We start from the raw sequence: 16360 nt of genomic DNA on the forward strand, positions 1-16360 counted from the left end.
AACAAATTACTTGGCCTATGACAAGAACCTATACGTTAAAACGGAAATGAATGACGTCTCCATCTTTCACTATATATTCTTTACCTTCTAAACGAACTTTTCCTGCTTCTTTTGCAGCAGACATACTTCCGCCAGCTAGTAAATCTTCATAAGCAACCGTTTCAGCACGAATAAATCCACGCTCGAAGTCCGTATGAATGATTCCAGCACATTCTGGTGCCTTCATTCCTTTTTTAAATGTCCAAGCACGTACTTCTTGCTCACCTGCTGTGAAATACGTAGCTAAGCCAAGAAGTGAATAAGACGCTTTGATCAACTGATCTAAACCTGATTCTTTGATGCCTAGCTCTTCAAGGAACATTTGCTTCTCTTCTCCTTCAAGCTCTGCAATTTCAGACTCAATCTTCGCACAAACGACGATGACTTCAGCGTTTTCGCCAGATGCAAACTCACGAATTTGCTGTACATATTCGTTTCCGTCCTGATCTGCTACTTCGTCCTCACTCACATTTGCTACATACAGAATAGGTTTTGACGTGAGTAAATGAAGCTGCTTCACAAGCTTCTGCTGCTCATCTGTAAATTCAACCGATCTTGCAGATTTTCCAGCTTCAAATGCGTCCTTCAGCTTTTCCAAAATATCAAATTCAGCTACCGCTTCCTTATCTTTTTGTTTCGCAAGCTTACTCACACGAGTTAAACGCTTTTCAACCGTTTCTAGATCAGCCAAAATCAATTCTAAATTAATCGTTTCAATATCTGACACTGGGTCAACCTTACCTGACACATGTGTAATGTTATCATCAGCAAAAGCTCTCACCACGTGACAGATCGCATCTACTTGACGAATATGAGAAAGGAATTTATTTCCTAAACCTTCTCCTTTAGATGCACCTTTCACAATACCAGCAATATCAGTGAATTCGAAAGCAGTCGGAACTGTCTTTTTTGGCTGCACTAATTCTGTTAGTTTTTGCAAACGCTCGTCTGGAACTTCTACAATTCCGACGTTTGGATCAATGGTACAGAACGGATAGTTAGCAGACTCCGCTCCAGCCTGTGTAATTGCATTAAATAGCGTTGACTTCCCGACGTTAGGTAAGCCAACAATACCAGCTGTTAAAGCCATTCTTTCATCTCCTCTATATGAAACGTGCTCGTTATACTGCGTAATATGAACCTAGAGCAATTATAAGTAGGTTTACATGAAAAGACAAGCTAACCATCATGCATTTTCAATAGAAGAAACATTACCAAAAAGACTAAATCGGAGCTTTAAAATAAGAAATTGCATCTGTTTCTCTGAACAAAAGACAAATTTCATCAAAAAAGCATGAGGCCTACTTAAGCAGTTGGCTCCTCATGCTTGACGAGAATTTTCTTCATTTTTCGTTCAAAATCTCTTCTTGGAATCATCACGCTGTGCCCGCACCCTTCGCATTTAATACGAATATCCATGCCCAAACGAATGACTTTCCACCGATTGGCACCACATGGATGGGGTTTTTTCATTTCAACAACATCATGTAACCCAAACGCTTTGTCTGCCATCAGCATTCACCTCTCTTGCTCACTTCATTAAATCTATTGTACAAAAAAACGCCGATGGAGAGCAATGCACAAAATAAAGAGCCGCTGTCATGTATCAATCCCGTTCTTTTTTATAGAAAAAACCCTTCTTTTAGATCATTTTTTTTGTGACCAATAGTTACTTAAACTCCGCTTTTTTTCAATATTGTCACAAACACTGTAGGTCAAAAGGTTTTTATTGGTAGAACGCTGTGGTTTTTCCATATTTTTTGATTTATGATATCTGCATAAATGTTATGTGAGGGAGCAGGTACGATGGTCAATCGAAAGGATAGATTAACCGACAAAGATTATAAAATCATATCCGATCACGCTGGAAACGCAGAGAATTACCAGCAGAACCATACGATAGAAGTAGGTCAGCATACGCTCACTGTCAACGATTTTCTAAAAATAGATCATCAATTATATGGTTTAACGATGCAGCAGGAACAGTCAGATGAGTTCATTGTCGCGTTTCACTGTCCTCTGCCAAAACAAATGACGGTGACATCGACACAAGATGTTCAAACGGCTACCCAATCATTGTTAAAAACGGATTATGCCTACCCCATTGAAAGAAAATCCTTAGCCGGAAAACAAGATCATGTCTTTTTTAAAGGGAAGGAATACATCGAGGACGTCTGTCAGAAGCACCCGAATGCAACCATCTATCTCACTGGACAAGCGCTTGCCGGTGCTGTTTGTGCTTACATTGCGACAGAACAGCCAGCTGTCAAAAAAGCAATCACATTCGATAGCCCAAATATATGGAGCAGCCTGGCACCTTCCATTCAGCAAAAAGCAGTAGAAGGAAAATACACCCATGTTCTCACAGAATATATTCAACCCAATCATTATGTAGGTTTACTCAATCGCCATGATCATGGAGTTGGACAAGTCAAGTACACCGTACCGCCCCGGGAGCAGGGATCGGTCCAAGAATCCATAAAATATAAACCAAGAGAAATTGATACCTTTTTAAGATCAGCTTTTGCATCGATGAATATAGAATGGAACGAATCATTTGATACAAATGCATTTTTAGCTCTCGTTTCAGGAGAGTTTAAAATAAATGGGTATTCATTCCATTCGAATGGAACCGCTCGTATTTTAGATGAACAGCTTGATCACAATACAAGTTTTACAGCGATGCTTTTACAAGAAATCCATTCAGGCCGTGCATATGCACAAAGTGGGCTTGAAATTATCATAAAATCCCATTTACTAAAAAATTCATCTTATGATCTACAAAGTATTATTGAACATGAAGTACACACTGTATTTGAGAAAATAGATGGAATTGATGATAGTGTAAAAGATGCCGTCCATCATGTAAAACAAGAACTGAAAGGACTTGTCGGCTTTGGTCACTATGATTTATTAACCCATAGCGATGTAGAAGCACTGTTAGAGGAAGTAAGGATGGAGCAGCCACAATCATCCTTTTATTCTCATGAAAAACAACTGAATGCCTTGTACACCTTGAGAGACTACGAACAAGAACTTTCCACCCTTTCAAGACATATGTACACAATGGGTGATGACTATGCCAAGGCAGATAGACGCCTTGCGATGCAAATGGGTATTCGTTAAGAAAGGAGTTGCCATATGATCAATCAAAATAAACCTCCTAGTGACGCCCAGCGTTTCTTGCAAAATGTGAGTGCCCGCCGCTCCATGTCTGTATTCGAAAGTCAATCTGCACCACAAACACAATCGCAATCACCTGAAGAAATTGCCGCTATTCAGGCCATGCGCAGAGAAGGACAACGAAAAGATTTAAAGCGATTGCTGAAAATGCGGCTTCACGATGAATTGGCAAACACACGCATGCACTTGGGGTACCAATTATCCAAAACAGAAGACATGATGAACCAGACAACCATTGTCAAACAGCATGTATCCCAGCATTTAAAGGGACAAGCCATCTCAGAAATAGAGGAACGCATGCAGCGTCTCCAGCACATGCCTGTATATGACGATATCAAGGAAGCGATTGATTCCATTCGGATAAAATAAGCACTTCTCTTTGAAAGAGAGGTGCTTATTTTATTTTATCAGTATAATTTTTAGAACGAAAAAATATCTTTTTACTTAAAATCGGATACAGCATTAAACAGACAAGCAAATAAAGATTGAGCAAGCTGTAAATCGGATACAAGAAAGCAATCAAATCAGCAAATCCAAGAGAGGTTAAAGGTGCCATCAAAAGAAGCATGATGAATACAATGAGCCAGCGGGGCATTCGTACAAAAGAGAGCATGCGGCTGGATAAACCAAATAATCCCGCAGCGGTTGTTGTATAAATCGCTAAACAAAGAACAATGGTCATAAACACAAACAATGATGTTGGTGCCCCCTCTAATACTGTAAACAAAGGAATCCCCTCTGCTGAAAGACTCCCAGAAATATCAACTAGTATTTCGTTATACACATAAGAAATGACACCAAAAATCAAACCGCTTAATATACTCGCAACCTTGGCCTCTCCAAGCCCCTTCATTTCTTTCCCCACTGAAGACAGCACCGCCACAACAGATAATATATTCAAAGAAGCAAAGACGATACTGGCAGGCCAATTGTATTGCTGGCCAAAATCAATTCTCCACATATGATCATGATTCATATAATAAAAAACAAACGCATAGATGAGCCCCGCCACCAAAATTGGTATAATGAAAGCATTCACAGATAAGAGCCCTTTCACATCCCAGAAAAAAATCATAAATGAGAATAAACAAAATGCACCGATTCCAACCCAAAATGGCACATGATACATCTCAAGTGTCACCCCGCCACCGGCAATCATGACTGTTGTTGTCGTGAATAGATAAAGAACAATTAAAATATCATACACCTTGGCCAGCCAAGGACCTACAAGACGCTCTAACACCGGCACAAAATGATCGGCACGCACCTCATAACTGATTTTTAACACCACATAGGTAGACAGCATAAACATGAGCGTAAACAGTAGAATGGCTAGTCCGCTATCAAGGCCAAAAAACTGCCAAATTTCTTGACCGGAGGCATATCCCGCTCCTATCAAGCTTCCTAAAATTAAAAGCGTCCACCTTGAACCAGCCTTCCACACAATCATCACCTCATAGGTATAGAATTAAGCTTGTTTCCGTATACTGATACTAACTACTATGACAAGGAAGTGAGACCTATGAATAGCAAGAACGGTCTTTTTTTAAGAAATAGGGTGAAAGAATACGTGTCCCATACGGATACAAATGCCATTCAGCAGCTTAAAAGTATTTTATTCTCGCATCTTCAGAAAGCAGGAAAAAGACCCGTTGCCATCGTCTGCATAGGAACAGACCGCTCAACCGGTGACTCTCTAGGTCCACTTGTAGGAACAAAGCTTTCAAGTCTTGATTTAAAAAAGCTGCATGTATACGGCACTCTCTCTGATCCAGTGCATGCGGTCAATTTAAAGGAAAAGCTCGCTGAAATTGAACAAGCTCATAAACACCCATTTATCGTAGCCGTTGATGCCTGTTTAGGTAGAGTGAAAAGTGTAGGATCGTTTCAAATTGGAGAAGGACCGTTAAAGCCCGGTGCAGGTGTGCAAAAAGAGCTGCCAGAAGTAGGCAATATTCATATTAATGGAATCGTCAACGTGAGCGGTTTTATGGAATACTTCGTTCTCCAAAACACACGTCTTCATCTTGTGATGTCTATGGCCAATACACTTTCTGAAAGTCTATCCCACATTGATCAAATGGATTGGACGAGAGAAAAAAGCCGTTCTCTCTTCACCCCTATTCAAAATATCACGGGAAGAATATAAAAAAGACCATCTCATATCAAGATGGTCATTCCGATGATTCTCTCGTAGAAAGCAATTCAAGGATTCTTTCTAAATCTTCATTTGAGAGAAATTCAATCTCAATTTTCCCTTTTTTCTTCTGTTTCTTGATCGTCACTGAAGTACCAAAGTAATTTTGTAAGAAAGATTCTCTTTCTTTCAACATGCGATCCTTTGGTGCTTCTTTTTTCTTTGTTTCACGTGGAACATTTTCATTTAATTGCTGAACAAGTTTCTCAACCTGACGGACATTCAATCCTTCGTCCACGACCTTCTTTACCAATGGCGCCAGCTTCTTTTTGTTTTTCAAACTAAGCAGCGTGCGTCCATGTCCCATGGATAATGTTCCATCCGCAATCAGCTTTTGTACTTCATCCGGTAATGTTAATAGACGAAGGTGGTTCGCAATATGCGGTCTACTTTTTCCTAACCGCTTGGCTAATTCCTCTTGAGTCACACTTAAGTGATCTAGTAAGGAGGCATAGGCTTCTGCTTCCTCTAATGGAGATAAATCCTCGCGCTGTAAGTTTTCTAAAAGAGCGATCTCCCTCATCAGTGTTTCTGAAAATTCCCTGACGATCGCAGGAATCGTTGTCAAACCAGCTTGTTGTGCTGCACGGAACCGGCGTTCTCCTGCGACAATGTCATATCCTTTAATCGATTTACGAACAATAATCGGCTGTAAAACACCATGCTGCTGAATCGATTCCTTGAGATCAGACAATGCATCATCATCAAACGTTTTCCTCGGCTGATAAGGGTTCGGGCGCAAATCCTTCAACTTAATTTCTTCGACAGTTTCTTCATTGGAATCCACATTGTTAAATAGCGCATTAATACCCTTTCCAAGACCTTTAGCCATTCGCATCCACTTCCTTTGCTAAGTCTAAATAGACATCTGCACCTCTTGAACGTGGATCATACAAGATAATAGGTTTCCCATGACTAGGCGCTTCACTTAGTCTCACATTTCTCGGAATCACGGTCTGATAGACTTTATCTCTAAAGTATTTTTTTACTTCTTCGATGACTTGGATTCCAAGGTTTGTTCTTGCATCCAGCATTGTCAGTAAGACACCTTCAATGGCAAGGTCGGTATTTAAATGTTTCTGCACAAGACGAACCGTATTCAACAATTGACTCAATCCTTCAAGCGCATAATATTCACACTGAACCGGTATTAAAACAGAATCGGATGCAGTTAACGCATTAATCGTCAGTAACCCAAGCGATGGCGGGCAGTCAATAATCATATAATCATAATTTTGCTTCACAGATTCAAGTGCTCTTTTCAACCTCACTTCACGTGAGATCGTAGGCACAAGCTCAATTTCCGCCCCTGCAAGCTGTATCGTCGCAGGAATGACATCAAGATTTTCGACCTCTGTCGTCTTAATCACATCAAGTACATCTGCATCGTCTACTAAAATATCGTACACGCACTTCTCTACGTCTGCCTTCTCAATCCCAATACCACTCGTGGCATTTCCCTGCGGATCAATATCAACTAACAACACTCGTTTTCCTATGTATGCTAAACACGCACCCAAATTAACAGAAGTTGTCGTCTTCCCAACGCCGCCCTTCTGGTTGGTAATCGCTATGATTTTCCCCACGATGTCACCCACTTTCAACTTAACAAGTTTCTCATTCATTCATACTTCCTATTCTATCAAAAAAAGTATGAAACGTTTGCTTTTTTTGTTCCCCCATTATAAATTCGTGAATGAATCTGTGTTTCCGTACATGAATAGATGCATAAAAATGCGCTTAGAAGATATATTAATATATCTTTTTAAAGAAAATAACGAGACAAAAAAAACCCCACTTTTCATGAAAAGTGAGGGAGATACAATCAAAAGTTTAATCCGCCAATTTTACGACCTTCGCTCACAATGACTTTAGGTGTCACTGTTTTATAGTTCTTCTTTTTCAAAAACCCATAGGGTGCTTTAATGGTAAATGTGGCATGTCCAACAGCGTCCCCGGTTTTCGCGTAAGCCTGCCATACAATCTTTGAACAATAAGTAGGGTCCAAGGATTGAATAGACATAGTGATCGAATATCGAGCCTTCGGATGGTCTTTCACGTAATCATGCGCCCAATCCCCTGCTAAATCTGCCTTTTCCTGATGATTAATCCGAATCACCTTTGTATTGGCACTATAGCGAAACCAGCTTTGAATGGAATCAATATTTGGATGCTGCCGGAACCCAGGAATGGATGCATAGCTTTTCTCATTAATGACGATGCCTGCATGACCAATTAAACCATTTAAAGCTCCAGTGCTCGTCACCAATATATCCCCTTTTTGAGGCATAATATCGGTTCCAGGATACGGTTTACCAAAAAGATGGCGAATGGTATTCGGACTTTCATCTGTTACCATTTCATCCTGTTTGTTTTGCCTTAAACCATAGTTCTCCAAATCATCATCAGCTGTGATCACATCGATCGCATCGTCCTGAGACGCTTGCTCTTGATTTAATTGTTGAACCGTTACATCTGTCGAAACCACACCTTGTTTCTTCAGAGTACTCAGTTCTTCTTTCGTAATCGTTTCTTCCGCTGAATGAGTATCATGATTCGTTGATGTGCTCACAGCAAACACAGTCGTTTCATTTGAAAAAAGAGAAAAAGAGATTAGTAAATAACAGATAATAGCAAAAATAGTCTTTTTCATTTTCATCGGTTATATGTCACCTCCCTTCTACTATGAAAATCATATTTTACCAATTAATTAATAATAAGTAAATATCATGAATTGAAGGGAGAGAAAGACAAAAAAGCTGACGAGTAATGCTCATCAGCTTCTTTCTATTTAGGAATTCGAATCGTTAATTGGATATATTCCTCAAATTCTTCTTCCTCGGTATTTATTTTAAGTCCGCTGTCTTCTACCATGTGGAGAGACTGACGAATGGTATTCATCGCAATTCGCGTATCTCGGCTAAACGCCTTACGTTTCGGCTTCGGTTTGCGATCTGTTTTTTGTTCAAGCATCTTCACTACACGCTCTTCAGTCTGTTTCACATTCAGCTGCTTTTCGATGATTTCCTGCAACAGCGTGATCTGTAATTCTGGCAGCTTTAGAGGTACAAGTGAACGGGCATGTCTCTCTGAGATTTTTTTCTCCAAAATAGCTTGCTGTACCTCTTCAGGCAACTTTAAAAGTCTTAGTTTGTTTGCAACAGTCGATTGTCCCTTACCTAAACGCTGAGCAAGCGCTTCTTGCGTTAAATCATGAAGCTCTAAAAGACGTGCATAAGCATGAGCCTCTTCAATTGCAGACAGCTCTTCTCTTTGCAAATTTTCAATCAATGCCACAGATGCCGTTTCCGTATCAGTAAAATCTTTTATAATAGCGGGGATCTTCTCCCATTGAAGAGTTTGTACCGCTCTCCAACGTCTTTCGCCGGCGATCAGTTCATATTTTCCTTCTTCTTCTGTTGGTCTAACAACAATCGGTTGAATAATGCCATGGGTATGGATGGTTGTGGCCAGCTCTTGTATCTTTTCTTCTGAAAAAATGGTGCGTGGCTGAAAACGGTTAGGCATAATTGTGTCGACCGGGAGCTCCTGTATCTCTTCCTTTAATGTTTCATGCTCAGCAATCTCTGCCTCTATTTCGGTATCACGCTCAGGATGTTCTTTGTCACCAAGCCCGAAGAAGCGTGAGAGTGAATGCTTCATGAACCTACACCACCTTTAAAAACTACCTTTTTATAATTCTATTTTCTCATGTTTTTTCCTTCTGTAAAATCATAAATATTGAAGAAAAACCGACCTTTTACATGATCAACCCTCTATTGGTGATTTATTAGGTGTTCCTGGTTTTCTAGGATATTTTTTTGGTGTTTGTTTTTTCTTTTCAATGACAATGATGTTCCGTTCGCTTTCTTCTAAAGGAAGAACAAAGGAATGCTTTTCAACAACCTCTCCTCCGAGGACAGTGACAGCTTTTTTTCCTGCTTGCATCTCTTCATCTGCAGCAGATGCTTTTAATGCAACAAACAATCCTTCCTTTTTCACAAGAGGCAGGCATAGTTCGCTCAAGACAGATAAGCGCGCAACTGCTCTAGCGGTGACAAGGTCATAGCTTTCACGTTGATCTTTACGTTGTCCAAAGGTCTCCGCACGATCATGATAAAAAGTAGTATCTTGTAAGTTTAACCCTTTTGCTAACTCATTAAGAAACGTAATGCGTTTCTGGAGAGAATCAACAATGGTCACATGTAGATGAGGGAAACAAATTTTAAGAGGAATGCTTGGAAAACCAGCACCAGCTCCAATATCACAAATTGTTGTCACATTGTGAAAATCAATAAAAAATGCTGCTGATATCGAGTCATAAAAATGCTTTAAATATACTTCTTCCTTTTCTGTAATGGACGTTAAATTCATCTTCTCGTTCCATTCTACAAGCATATGGAAGTAAGTTTCAAATTGTTCAAGCTGCACTGGAGAAAGAGTAATCCCTTTCTCCTCTAGTGCTGCTGTAAATTGTTCAATGTTCATGCCGACATCCTTTCTACTCTGCTATCTTCGCAATACGTCCCTGCTCCAAATACACTAAAAGGATAGAAATATCAGCAGGGTTAACGCCTGAAATACGAGAAGCCTGTGCAACAGAAAGCGGTCGGACTTCTTTTAGCTTTTGCTTCGCTTCAGTTGCAATCCCTTTGATGGCATCATAATCGATTCGATCCGGAATCTTTTTGTTTTCCATCTTTTTCAGCTTTTCAACTTGTTGGAGCGACTTTTCAATATAACCTTCATATTTAATTTGAATCTCTACCTGTTCACACACATCAGCAGGAAGCGGTGTGTCAGCAGGAGCTAGTTTCACAACAGATTCATAGTTCATCTCTGGACGCTTCATCAGATCACTTGCTCGAATACCGTCCTTCAATTCACTTCCACCAAGTGAACGAATATATTCCTGTGTCTCTACTGTAGGTTTAATAATGACAGAATATAAACGTTTTTTCTCTGCTTCAATGGCCTCTTTTTTCTGTGTGAATGCTTGGAATCTCTCTTCAGAAATTAAACCAATGTTATATCCAAGTTCCGTTAATCTTAAATCAGCATTGTCATGACGCAGAAGTAAGCGGTACTCTGCACGAGAAGTTAAAAGACGGTAAGGTTCATTTGTACCCTTCGTGACAAGATCATCAATGAGAACACCGATATATGCATCAGATCGGCTTAAAATGACTTCTTCTTTACCCAATGCTTTTCTTCCTGCATTGATACCTGCCATAATTCCTTGACCTGCAGCTTCCTCATAACCAGAGGTACCATTGATTTGGCCAGCTGTATATAATCCAGAAATTTTCTTCGTCTCAAGTGTCGGCCACAATTGTGTAGGCACAATCGCATCATACTCAATGGCATAACCCGCTCGCATCATTTGTACATTTTCAAGCCCTGGAATGGTTGACAGCATTCGCTGCTGTACATCCTCTGGCAGACTTGTAGATAAACCTTGAACATACACTTCTTGCGTATTACGGCCTTCTGGCTCTAAGAAAATTTGATGTCTCGGTTTATCATTAAAACGAACCACCTTATCCTCAATAGACGGGCAGTATCTAGGGCCTGTTCCTTTAATCATACCTGAATACATAGGAGAACGGTGAAGATTCTCATCAATAATTTGATGAGTCTCTAAACTCGTGTATGTTAACCAGCATGGTAATTGATCTGTAATATATTCCACAGTTTCATAAGAAAACGCACGTGGTACATCGTCACCTGGTTGAATTTCCGTCTTACTATAATCAATCGAGTGGCTGTTTACTCGAGGTGGTGTCCCAGTTTTAAAGCGAACCAAATCGAATCCTAATTCTGCTAGATGATCTGATAATTTAATGGAAGGCTGCTGATTATTAGGACCGCTTGAATAAGAAAGATCCCCTAAAATAATGCGGCCTTTTAAGAAAGTACCAGTCGTTAGAACAACAGACTTCGCGCGATAATTTGCACCTGTTTGAGTCACAACACCTTTACATTCATCATCTTCTACAATTAAATGGTCTACCATCCCTTGCAGCATTGTTAGGTTTGGTTCATTTTCCATTGTTTTTTTCATTTCGTGCTGATATTGAAACTTATCTGCTTGCGCTCTTAACGCACGGACAGCAGGTCCTTTCCCAGTATTCAGCATACGCATTTGAATATGTGTCTTATCTATATTTCGTGCCATTTCTCCGCCTAGCGCATCAATTTCTCTGACGACAATCCCTTTAGCGGGACCTCCTACGGACGGATTACATGGCATAAAAGCAACCATATCGAGATTGATGGTCAATACAAGTGTTTTGGCGCCCTGTCTTGCAGAAGCAAGAGCAGCCTCAACACCAGCATGACCGGCACCGACGACGATTACATCATATTGGCCAGCTTCATAACCCATTTCTTTTGTTCCTCCCTTTACTTTCCTAAACAGAATTGAGAGAATAACTGATCAATTAAGCTTTCATGAACAGCATCCCCAATAATTTCACCTAGCTGCTCCCAGCAGCGTGTTAAATCTATTTGAACAATGTCGATCGGTACATCCATTTCAATTCCTTCTAGAGCATCTTCAATCGATTGTTTTGCTTCTTGAAGGAGCGCAATATGCCTAGTATTGCTCACATACGTTAAATCTCCACTTTCAATTGAGCCTGTGAAGAATAAAGATTGAATGGCCATTTCAAGCTCATCAATCCCTTTTTCTTGTAATAAAGATGTTGTAACAACCGGACGATCCTTCGCTAACTCTTTTACCTTTTCTACATCAAGTTTAGGCTCAAGATCTGTCTTATTGACAATCACAATAATATCCATACCTGAGACAGCCTCAAATAGCTTAATATCTTCCTCAGATAACTCCTCACTATAATTGAGCACAAGTAAAATCAGGTCAGCTTCTTTTAAGACCTGTCTTGATCGCTCGACCCCAATACGCTCAACAATGTCTTCAGTCTCACGTATACCCGCAGTATCTACTAAACGGAGCGGTACTCCTCTTACATTCACATATTCCTCGATGACATCTCTGGTTGTTCCAGGAATATCGGTCACAATCGCCTTTGTTTCCTGAACAAGACTATTTAATAAGGAAGACTTCCCAACATTTGGCCTTCCAATAATAACAGTAGATAAGCCCTCACGTAGGATTTTCCCCTGCTGTGAAGTCGTTAGAAGCGATTCAATTTCCTTTTTCACAGATGTCGCCTTTTCAACTAAGACTCGATGTGTCATTTCTTCAACATCGTCATACTCTGGATAATCAATATTCACTTCTACATGGGCAAGTGTCTCCAATATCTCACCTCGAAGACGTTTAATCAAACCGGAGAGACGTCCCTCCATTTGAGTAATTGCGACATTCATCGCACGGTCAGTTTTTGCACGAATCAAGTCCATTACGGCTTCTGCTTGTGACAAGTCGATTCTTCCATTTAGGAAAGCACGTTTTGTAAACTCACCTGGCTCCGCTAATCTCGCTCCTTCTTTTAAAGCAAGCTGCAAGACTTTATTGACCGTGACAATTCCGCCATGGCAGTTGATCTCAATAACGTCTTCTCTCGTAAATGTTTTTGGCGCTCTTAATACAGACACCATGACCTCTTCTATCACTTGCTCGGTACTTGAATCTACAATATGACCATAATGAATTGTATGAGAATCCACTGATACAAGTTTTTTCTCCTTAGGCCCCTTATACATGCGATCAGCAATCTGAACTGCATCAGGCCCACTTAAACGTATAATGGCAATTGCCCCTTCACCCATTGGTGTAGAAATTGCTGCAATTGTATCCACCGCTCATTCACCTCTTTCTCTATTCAATAGACAGTCTTATATCTATTAAATGGACGTTGCCCATCTCTATATCAAAAACGCTTAATCCAAAATTTAAAGATACCATAAATGCATGCGAAGCGAAAGTAGCCCACATTTAATTATCCACAGTTTTGCACCCTGTCTATTTTAACACTTAACTTATCCACATGTGAATAACGACGTTCTAAACTTGTCTTCACATCTTACACCTAAATCCAATAAATTAAAACGCCCTTCTCCCTTTGCAACTAAGGGAAAATGACGTTTTCGATCTAAATAACACACTAACCTTTTAGAAATAAAGGAGTAATCTACTATTAAAAGGCAATTTTTCAATAAAAAAAGACTAAAATCCAGCTTTGCTGAATCTTAGCCTTTCTGCTATTTTTTATACATCACCACAACATGACGCTTGGTGCCTGTATCTTCGGATGCCGTGGCAAGTTCTTTAGAAAATGCTGCAATCGTATCATGAACGACTTTTCGTTCATTCGAAGGCATCGGTTCTAAATGAACCTTTCTCTTCGTTTTTAAAACACGATTTGCCGTTTTGATTGCGTATTGTTCAAGTGCTTCTTGTCGTTTCTTCCTATAATCTCCAATATCAATTGTAATATGATGATACTGATCAGAATAACGATTAAACACTAACTGCACCAAGGTTTCTAAAGAGTACAATGTTTGTCCTCTTTTTCCAATCATTAATGAAGTTTTGTCTCCATTAATGTGAAAAGAGATCTTTTTCGTTTCTTTTTTCGAAACAATGTTTGCTTTAGGATCAATTGATTTAACAATTTTATCTAAATACTGTGTTGCTAATTTGAGCGCATCTCGCTTTTCTACTAACTTGACAACAGCTTGTCTTTTACCAAATAATCCTAAAAACCCTTTGTTTCCTTCATCTACTATTGTGATATCCACTTCTTCTTGTAGTAGTTGAATTTGTTTCAGTCCGGAATCTACTGCTTCTTCGACTGTGCGACCGACAGCAGTTATTTCCTTCATTTTTTGTTCCCGCCAGCTTTTTCTTTTGTATCAACTTTTACTTGAGGTGTTTTAATGACCAAAGTTTGAATGATCATGAAAATGTTACCTACAACCCAGTACAGTGAAAGTGCCGCTGGGAAACTGATTGCAAATACAATGATCATAATCGGCATCACCCAAAGCATAATCGCCATTTGAGGGTTGTCCGAAGGATTTCCAGCCATCATTAGCTTCTGCTGAATAAAAGTAGCTACACCTGCAATAATCGGTAACAGGAATAATGGATCTGGACTGCCTAAGTCAAACCATAAGAAAGTATGTTTCTTGATTTCAGCTGTTCTCATGATCGCATGATAAAAACCAATTAAGATTGGCATTTGAATTAAGATTGGGAAACACCCTGCTAATGGATTTACACCATTCTTTTGGAAAAGAGCCATTGTTTCCTGTTGAAGCTGCTGCTGTGTTTTTTGATCTTTTGAACTATATTTTTCACGAAGCTTCTTTAGTTCTGGCTGAAGTGCTTGCATTGCTTTTGTACTTCTTAATTGTTTAATCATTAATGGTAAAATGAGCAAACGAATTAAAAGAGTTACAATAATAATCGCTACACCATAGTTTTCACCAGTTAAGTTTGCCATGTAAGTGATTAATTGAGATAGCGGGTATACAATGTAAGAATTCCAGAATCCCTTACTATCTGATGTGATTGGTTCATTGATTTGTGTACATCCTGCCAATAGAACCAACACGCCAATCAAGCTAAATATTAGTAATAATCGCCTTTTCAACAAGATTCCTCCCATTACTTCAAACTTTATTTAAGTTGGAATTGATTACGAAAGTGACTCACCTAATCAGTATGGTAACATTTTTTCATTACAAAGTGGTGGTTTCATTTTAATTCACTAGATGAAGGAAGCGCTTTTAAAAATTGATTCAACGAAAGTTTCTATTACGAAGACTTTTTCGGTTGTTGTTGATAAACAGCGGATTTTCTAAATAAATGCTGGAGAGACTTCTTTGTTTCTTCAAAGGTCAATTCGCTTGCTGGTTTTCGTGCGATAACAATGTAGTCTTTTTCTTGCTTTAGCTTATGACCTTCCTCTAAGAACACCTGACGGATCAATCGTTTAATCCGGTTTCTTATCACTGCATTACCTATCTTCTTACTGACAGACAATCCTAAACGCAGTTCTTCTTGATTTGGTTGGTCCAGCTGATAAATGACGAATTGGCGATTAGCCATTGATTGACCTTTTTTGAACACTGTTTGAAACTCTTCATTTTTTTTTAGCCTGTTTCGCTTCTTCATGTTTTCTTCCACTCCGATAAAAACTGACAGTTCATTTACGATTTTATGTAAAAAAGACCACTGACATTATTCAGTGGCCTAAGCTGATAATTTTTTTCTACCTTTGCTGCGGCGTCGCTTTAAAACTAGACGTCCGTTTTTAGAACTCATACGGCTGCGGAAGCCATGAACTTTACTACGCTTACGGTTATTTGGTTGAAACGTTCTTTTCATTTATGACACCTCCCTGAGGAATAGCTGTTTAAGACAGTCTAACTCATTATATTTGTGTAACCCATCGATTGTCAATATCAATGATAAAACTCTTATTATCAACCTTATAAGCATAACACAAGTTATCAAGTGAAGAAACCTTCTTTTTTAGTTTCCAGCATTTTATTCTTTTTTTCCTTCAAAAAAACCTTCAAAACAAGGTTGTGGATATTTTTCCGGCATATTTTGACTATCCACATCCATTATCGACATTTTTTTCACACAAATAACCTATGTGGATAATTATTTTTCAACAGGATGTAAAGTGTGTGGATAAGTTTGTCACACCCATTGCACCATCTTGTTTATTTTGATATTATATTTGTGTTTTAACTCTTAATTACTTATCTGGCCTATTTATCTTATCCACAATTTGTGGATAACCTGTGGAAAGTTATTACACAGCTTGTTGAATTGTTTATCCACAACCTGTGTAATTTGTCGAAAAGACGTTTTTCTACTATATTAATTGTTTTCAACAAAGTATGTGCACGAATGGTGATGACCATTTGCTCTTTTTCGTGTTCTATAACAGTTTGATACTGGTCATTTTAAAAAGAAAAGGAGGGGGGAGAAGCCTT

The 16360-nt window shown here is 39.2% G+C and carries 17 protein-coding genes; 3 read left to right on the forward strand and 14 right to left on the reverse strand.

Annotated elements, in window-relative coordinates; all coding sequences use genetic code 11:
- Positions 1-28: 28 nt before the first annotated feature.
- On the reverse strand, positions 29-1129 hold the full coding sequence (gene ychF, locus MHH31_RS19000) for a redox-regulated ATPase YchF (protein ID WP_007497458.1): 1101 nt from the start codon (positions 1127-1129) through the stop codon (positions 29-31).
- Between the two features lie 215 nt (positions 1130-1344).
- A complete protein-coding gene (locus tag MHH31_RS19005; RefSeq protein ID WP_008347561.1) occupies positions 1345-1551 on the reverse strand; it encodes a DUF951 domain-containing protein in 207 nt (68 codons plus the stop codon).
- 294 nt (positions 1552-1845) lie between these two features.
- Between MHH31_RS19005 and MHH31_RS19010 the strand changes: the two genes are divergently transcribed.
- A complete protein-coding gene (locus tag MHH31_RS19010; protein WP_342495136.1) occupies positions 1846-3165 on the forward strand; it encodes a hydrolase in 1320 nt (439 codons plus the stop codon).
- Positions 3166-3180: 15 nt separating this feature from the next.
- The gene (locus MHH31_RS19015; RefSeq protein WP_024718438.1) at positions 3181-3591 is read left to right on the forward strand and encodes a hypothetical protein; all 411 of its coding nucleotides are present in this window, start codon (positions 3181-3183) and stop codon (positions 3589-3591) included.
- Positions 3592-3616: 25 nt separating this feature from the next.
- Here the strand turns inward: MHH31_RS19015 and MHH31_RS19020 are convergent, their stop codons facing one another.
- The gene (locus MHH31_RS19020) at positions 3617-4672 is read right to left on the reverse strand and encodes a hypothetical protein (protein WP_080964591.1); all 1056 of its coding nucleotides are present in this window, start codon (positions 4670-4672) and stop codon (positions 3617-3619) included.
- A gap of 72 nt (positions 4673-4744) precedes the next feature.
- Between MHH31_RS19020 and yyaC the strand changes: the two genes are divergently transcribed.
- On the forward strand, positions 4745-5371 hold the full coding sequence (gene yyaC, locus MHH31_RS19025) for a spore protease YyaC (protein WP_025208343.1): 627 nt from the start codon (positions 4745-4747) through the stop codon (positions 5369-5371).
- Positions 5372-5396: 25 nt separating this feature from the next.
- On the opposite strand, the gene MHH31_RS19030 is transcribed toward yyaC, so the two are convergent.
- From MHH31_RS19030 to rpmH, 11 genes are all read right to left on the reverse strand, one after another.
- On the reverse strand, positions 5397-6251 hold the full coding sequence (locus MHH31_RS19030; RefSeq protein WP_017359871.1) for a ParB/RepB/Spo0J family partition protein: 855 nt from the start codon (positions 6249-6251) through the stop codon (positions 5397-5399).
- The gene (gene soj / locus MHH31_RS19035; protein WP_008360890.1) at positions 6244-7005 is read right to left on the reverse strand and encodes a sporulation initiation inhibitor protein Soj; all 762 of its coding nucleotides are present in this window, start codon (positions 7003-7005) and stop codon (positions 6244-6246) included. The genes MHH31_RS19030 and soj overlap by 8 nt, the downstream gene beginning before the upstream one ends.
- Positions 7006-7244: 239 nt before the next feature.
- Positions 7245-8078, reverse strand: coding sequence for a YiiX/YebB-like N1pC/P60 family cysteine hydrolase (locus MHH31_RS19040; RefSeq protein ID WP_052320951.1), 834 nt, complete (start codon positions 8076-8078; stop codon positions 7245-7247).
- 128 nt (positions 8079-8206) lie between these two features.
- Entirely contained in the window at positions 8207-9082 is an 876-nt protein-coding gene (noc, locus tag MHH31_RS19045) for a nucleoid occlusion protein (protein ID WP_024718432.1), read from the reverse strand.
- A 105-nt stretch (positions 9083-9187) separates the two neighbouring features.
- Positions 9188-9907: a 16S rRNA (guanine(527)-N(7))-methyltransferase RsmG gene (gene rsmG / locus MHH31_RS19050; RefSeq protein WP_007497477.1), complete on the reverse strand. Its 720-nt coding sequence runs from the start codon at positions 9905-9907 to the stop codon at positions 9188-9190.
- Positions 9908-9920: 13 nt separating this feature from the next.
- Positions 9921-11807: a tRNA uridine-5-carboxymethylaminomethyl(34) synthesis enzyme MnmG gene (mnmG, locus tag MHH31_RS19055; RefSeq protein WP_008347584.1), complete on the reverse strand. Its 1887-nt coding sequence runs from the start codon at positions 11805-11807 to the stop codon at positions 9921-9923.
- Positions 11808-11824: 17 nt separating this feature from the next.
- Positions 11825-13204: a tRNA uridine-5-carboxymethylaminomethyl(34) synthesis GTPase MnmE gene (mnmE, locus tag MHH31_RS19060; RefSeq protein ID WP_039169035.1), complete on the reverse strand. Its 1380-nt coding sequence runs from the start codon at positions 13202-13204 to the stop codon at positions 11825-11827.
- Positions 13205-13606: 402 nt separating this feature from the next.
- Positions 13607-14230 (reverse strand): RNA-binding cell elongation regulator Jag/EloR, encoded by a 624-nt coding sequence (jag, locus tag MHH31_RS19065; RefSeq protein WP_113767277.1) that lies wholly within the window; start codon positions 14228-14230, stop codon positions 13607-13609.
- A complete protein-coding gene (spoIIIJ, locus tag MHH31_RS19070; protein WP_089374159.1) occupies positions 14227-15009 on the reverse strand; it encodes a YidC family membrane integrase SpoIIIJ in 783 nt (260 codons plus the stop codon). Before spoIIIJ ends, jag begins: the two co-directional genes overlap by 4 nt.
- A 158-nt stretch (positions 15010-15167) precedes the next feature.
- A complete protein-coding gene (gene rnpA, locus MHH31_RS19075) occupies positions 15168-15527 on the reverse strand; it encodes a ribonuclease P protein component (RefSeq protein WP_008347592.1) in 360 nt (119 codons plus the stop codon).
- A gap of 78 nt (positions 15528-15605) precedes the next feature.
- Entirely contained in the window at positions 15606-15740 is a 135-nt protein-coding gene (gene rpmH / locus MHH31_RS19080) for a 50S ribosomal protein L34 (protein ID WP_008360908.1), read from the reverse strand.
- Positions 15741-16360 lie beyond the last annotated feature (620 nt).

It is taken from the genome of Bacillus sp. FSL K6-1033, assembly GCF_038630765.1.
GTDB lineage: Bacteria > Bacillota > Bacilli > Bacillales > Bacillaceae > Bacillus > Bacillus altitudinis.

Excerpts from the sequence above, each read along its gene's own strand:
- MHH31_RS19010 (WP_342495136.1), top strand. The coding sequence starts at position 1,846 with ATGGTCAATCGAAAGGATAGATTAACCGACAAAGATTATAAAATCATA.
- MHH31_RS19020 (WP_080964591.1), bottom strand. The coding sequence starts at position 4,672 with ATGATTGTGTGGAAGGCTGGTTCAAGGTGGACGCTTTTAATTTTAGGA.
- yyaC (WP_025208343.1), top strand. The coding sequence starts at position 4,745 with ATGAATAGCAAGAACGGTCTTTTTTTAAGAAATAGGGTGAAAGAATAC.
- MHH31_RS19030 (WP_017359871.1), bottom strand. The coding sequence starts at position 6,251 with ATGGCTAAAGGTCTTGGAAAGGGTATTAATGCGCTATTTAACAATGTG.
- MHH31_RS19005 (WP_008347561.1), bottom strand. The coding sequence starts at position 1,551 with ATGGCAGACAAAGCGTTTGGGTTACATGATGTTGTTGAAATGAAAAAA.
- rsmG (WP_007497477.1), bottom strand. The coding sequence starts at position 9,907 with ATGAACATTGAACAATTTACAGCAGCACTAGAGGAGAAAGGGATTACT.
- MHH31_RS19040 (WP_052320951.1), bottom strand. The coding sequence starts at position 8,078 with ATGAAAATGAAAAAGACTATTTTTGCTATTATCTGTTATTTACTAATC.
- jag (WP_113767277.1), bottom strand. The coding sequence starts at position 14,230 with ATGAAGGAAATAACTGCTGTCGGTCGCACAGTCGAAGAAGCAGTAGAT.
- mnmG (WP_008347584.1), bottom strand. The coding sequence starts at position 11,807 with ATGGGTTATGAAGCTGGCCAATATGATGTAATCGTCGTCGGTGCCGGT.
- MHH31_RS19015 (WP_024718438.1), top strand. The coding sequence starts at position 3,181 with ATGATCAATCAAAATAAACCTCCTAGTGACGCCCAGCGTTTCTTGCAA.
- rpmH (WP_008360908.1), bottom strand. The coding sequence starts at position 15,740 with ATGAAAAGAACGTTTCAACCAAATAACCGTAAGCGTAGTAAAGTTCAT.
- rnpA (WP_008347592.1), bottom strand. The coding sequence starts at position 15,527 with ATGAAGAAGCGAAACAGGCTAAAAAAAAATGAAGAGTTTCAAACAGTG.
- noc (WP_024718432.1), bottom strand. The coding sequence starts at position 9,082 with ATGAAGCATTCACTCTCACGCTTCTTCGGGCTTGGTGACAAAGAACAT.
- ychF (WP_007497458.1), bottom strand. The coding sequence starts at position 1,129 with ATGGCTTTAACAGCTGGTATTGTTGGCTTACCTAACGTCGGGAAGTCA.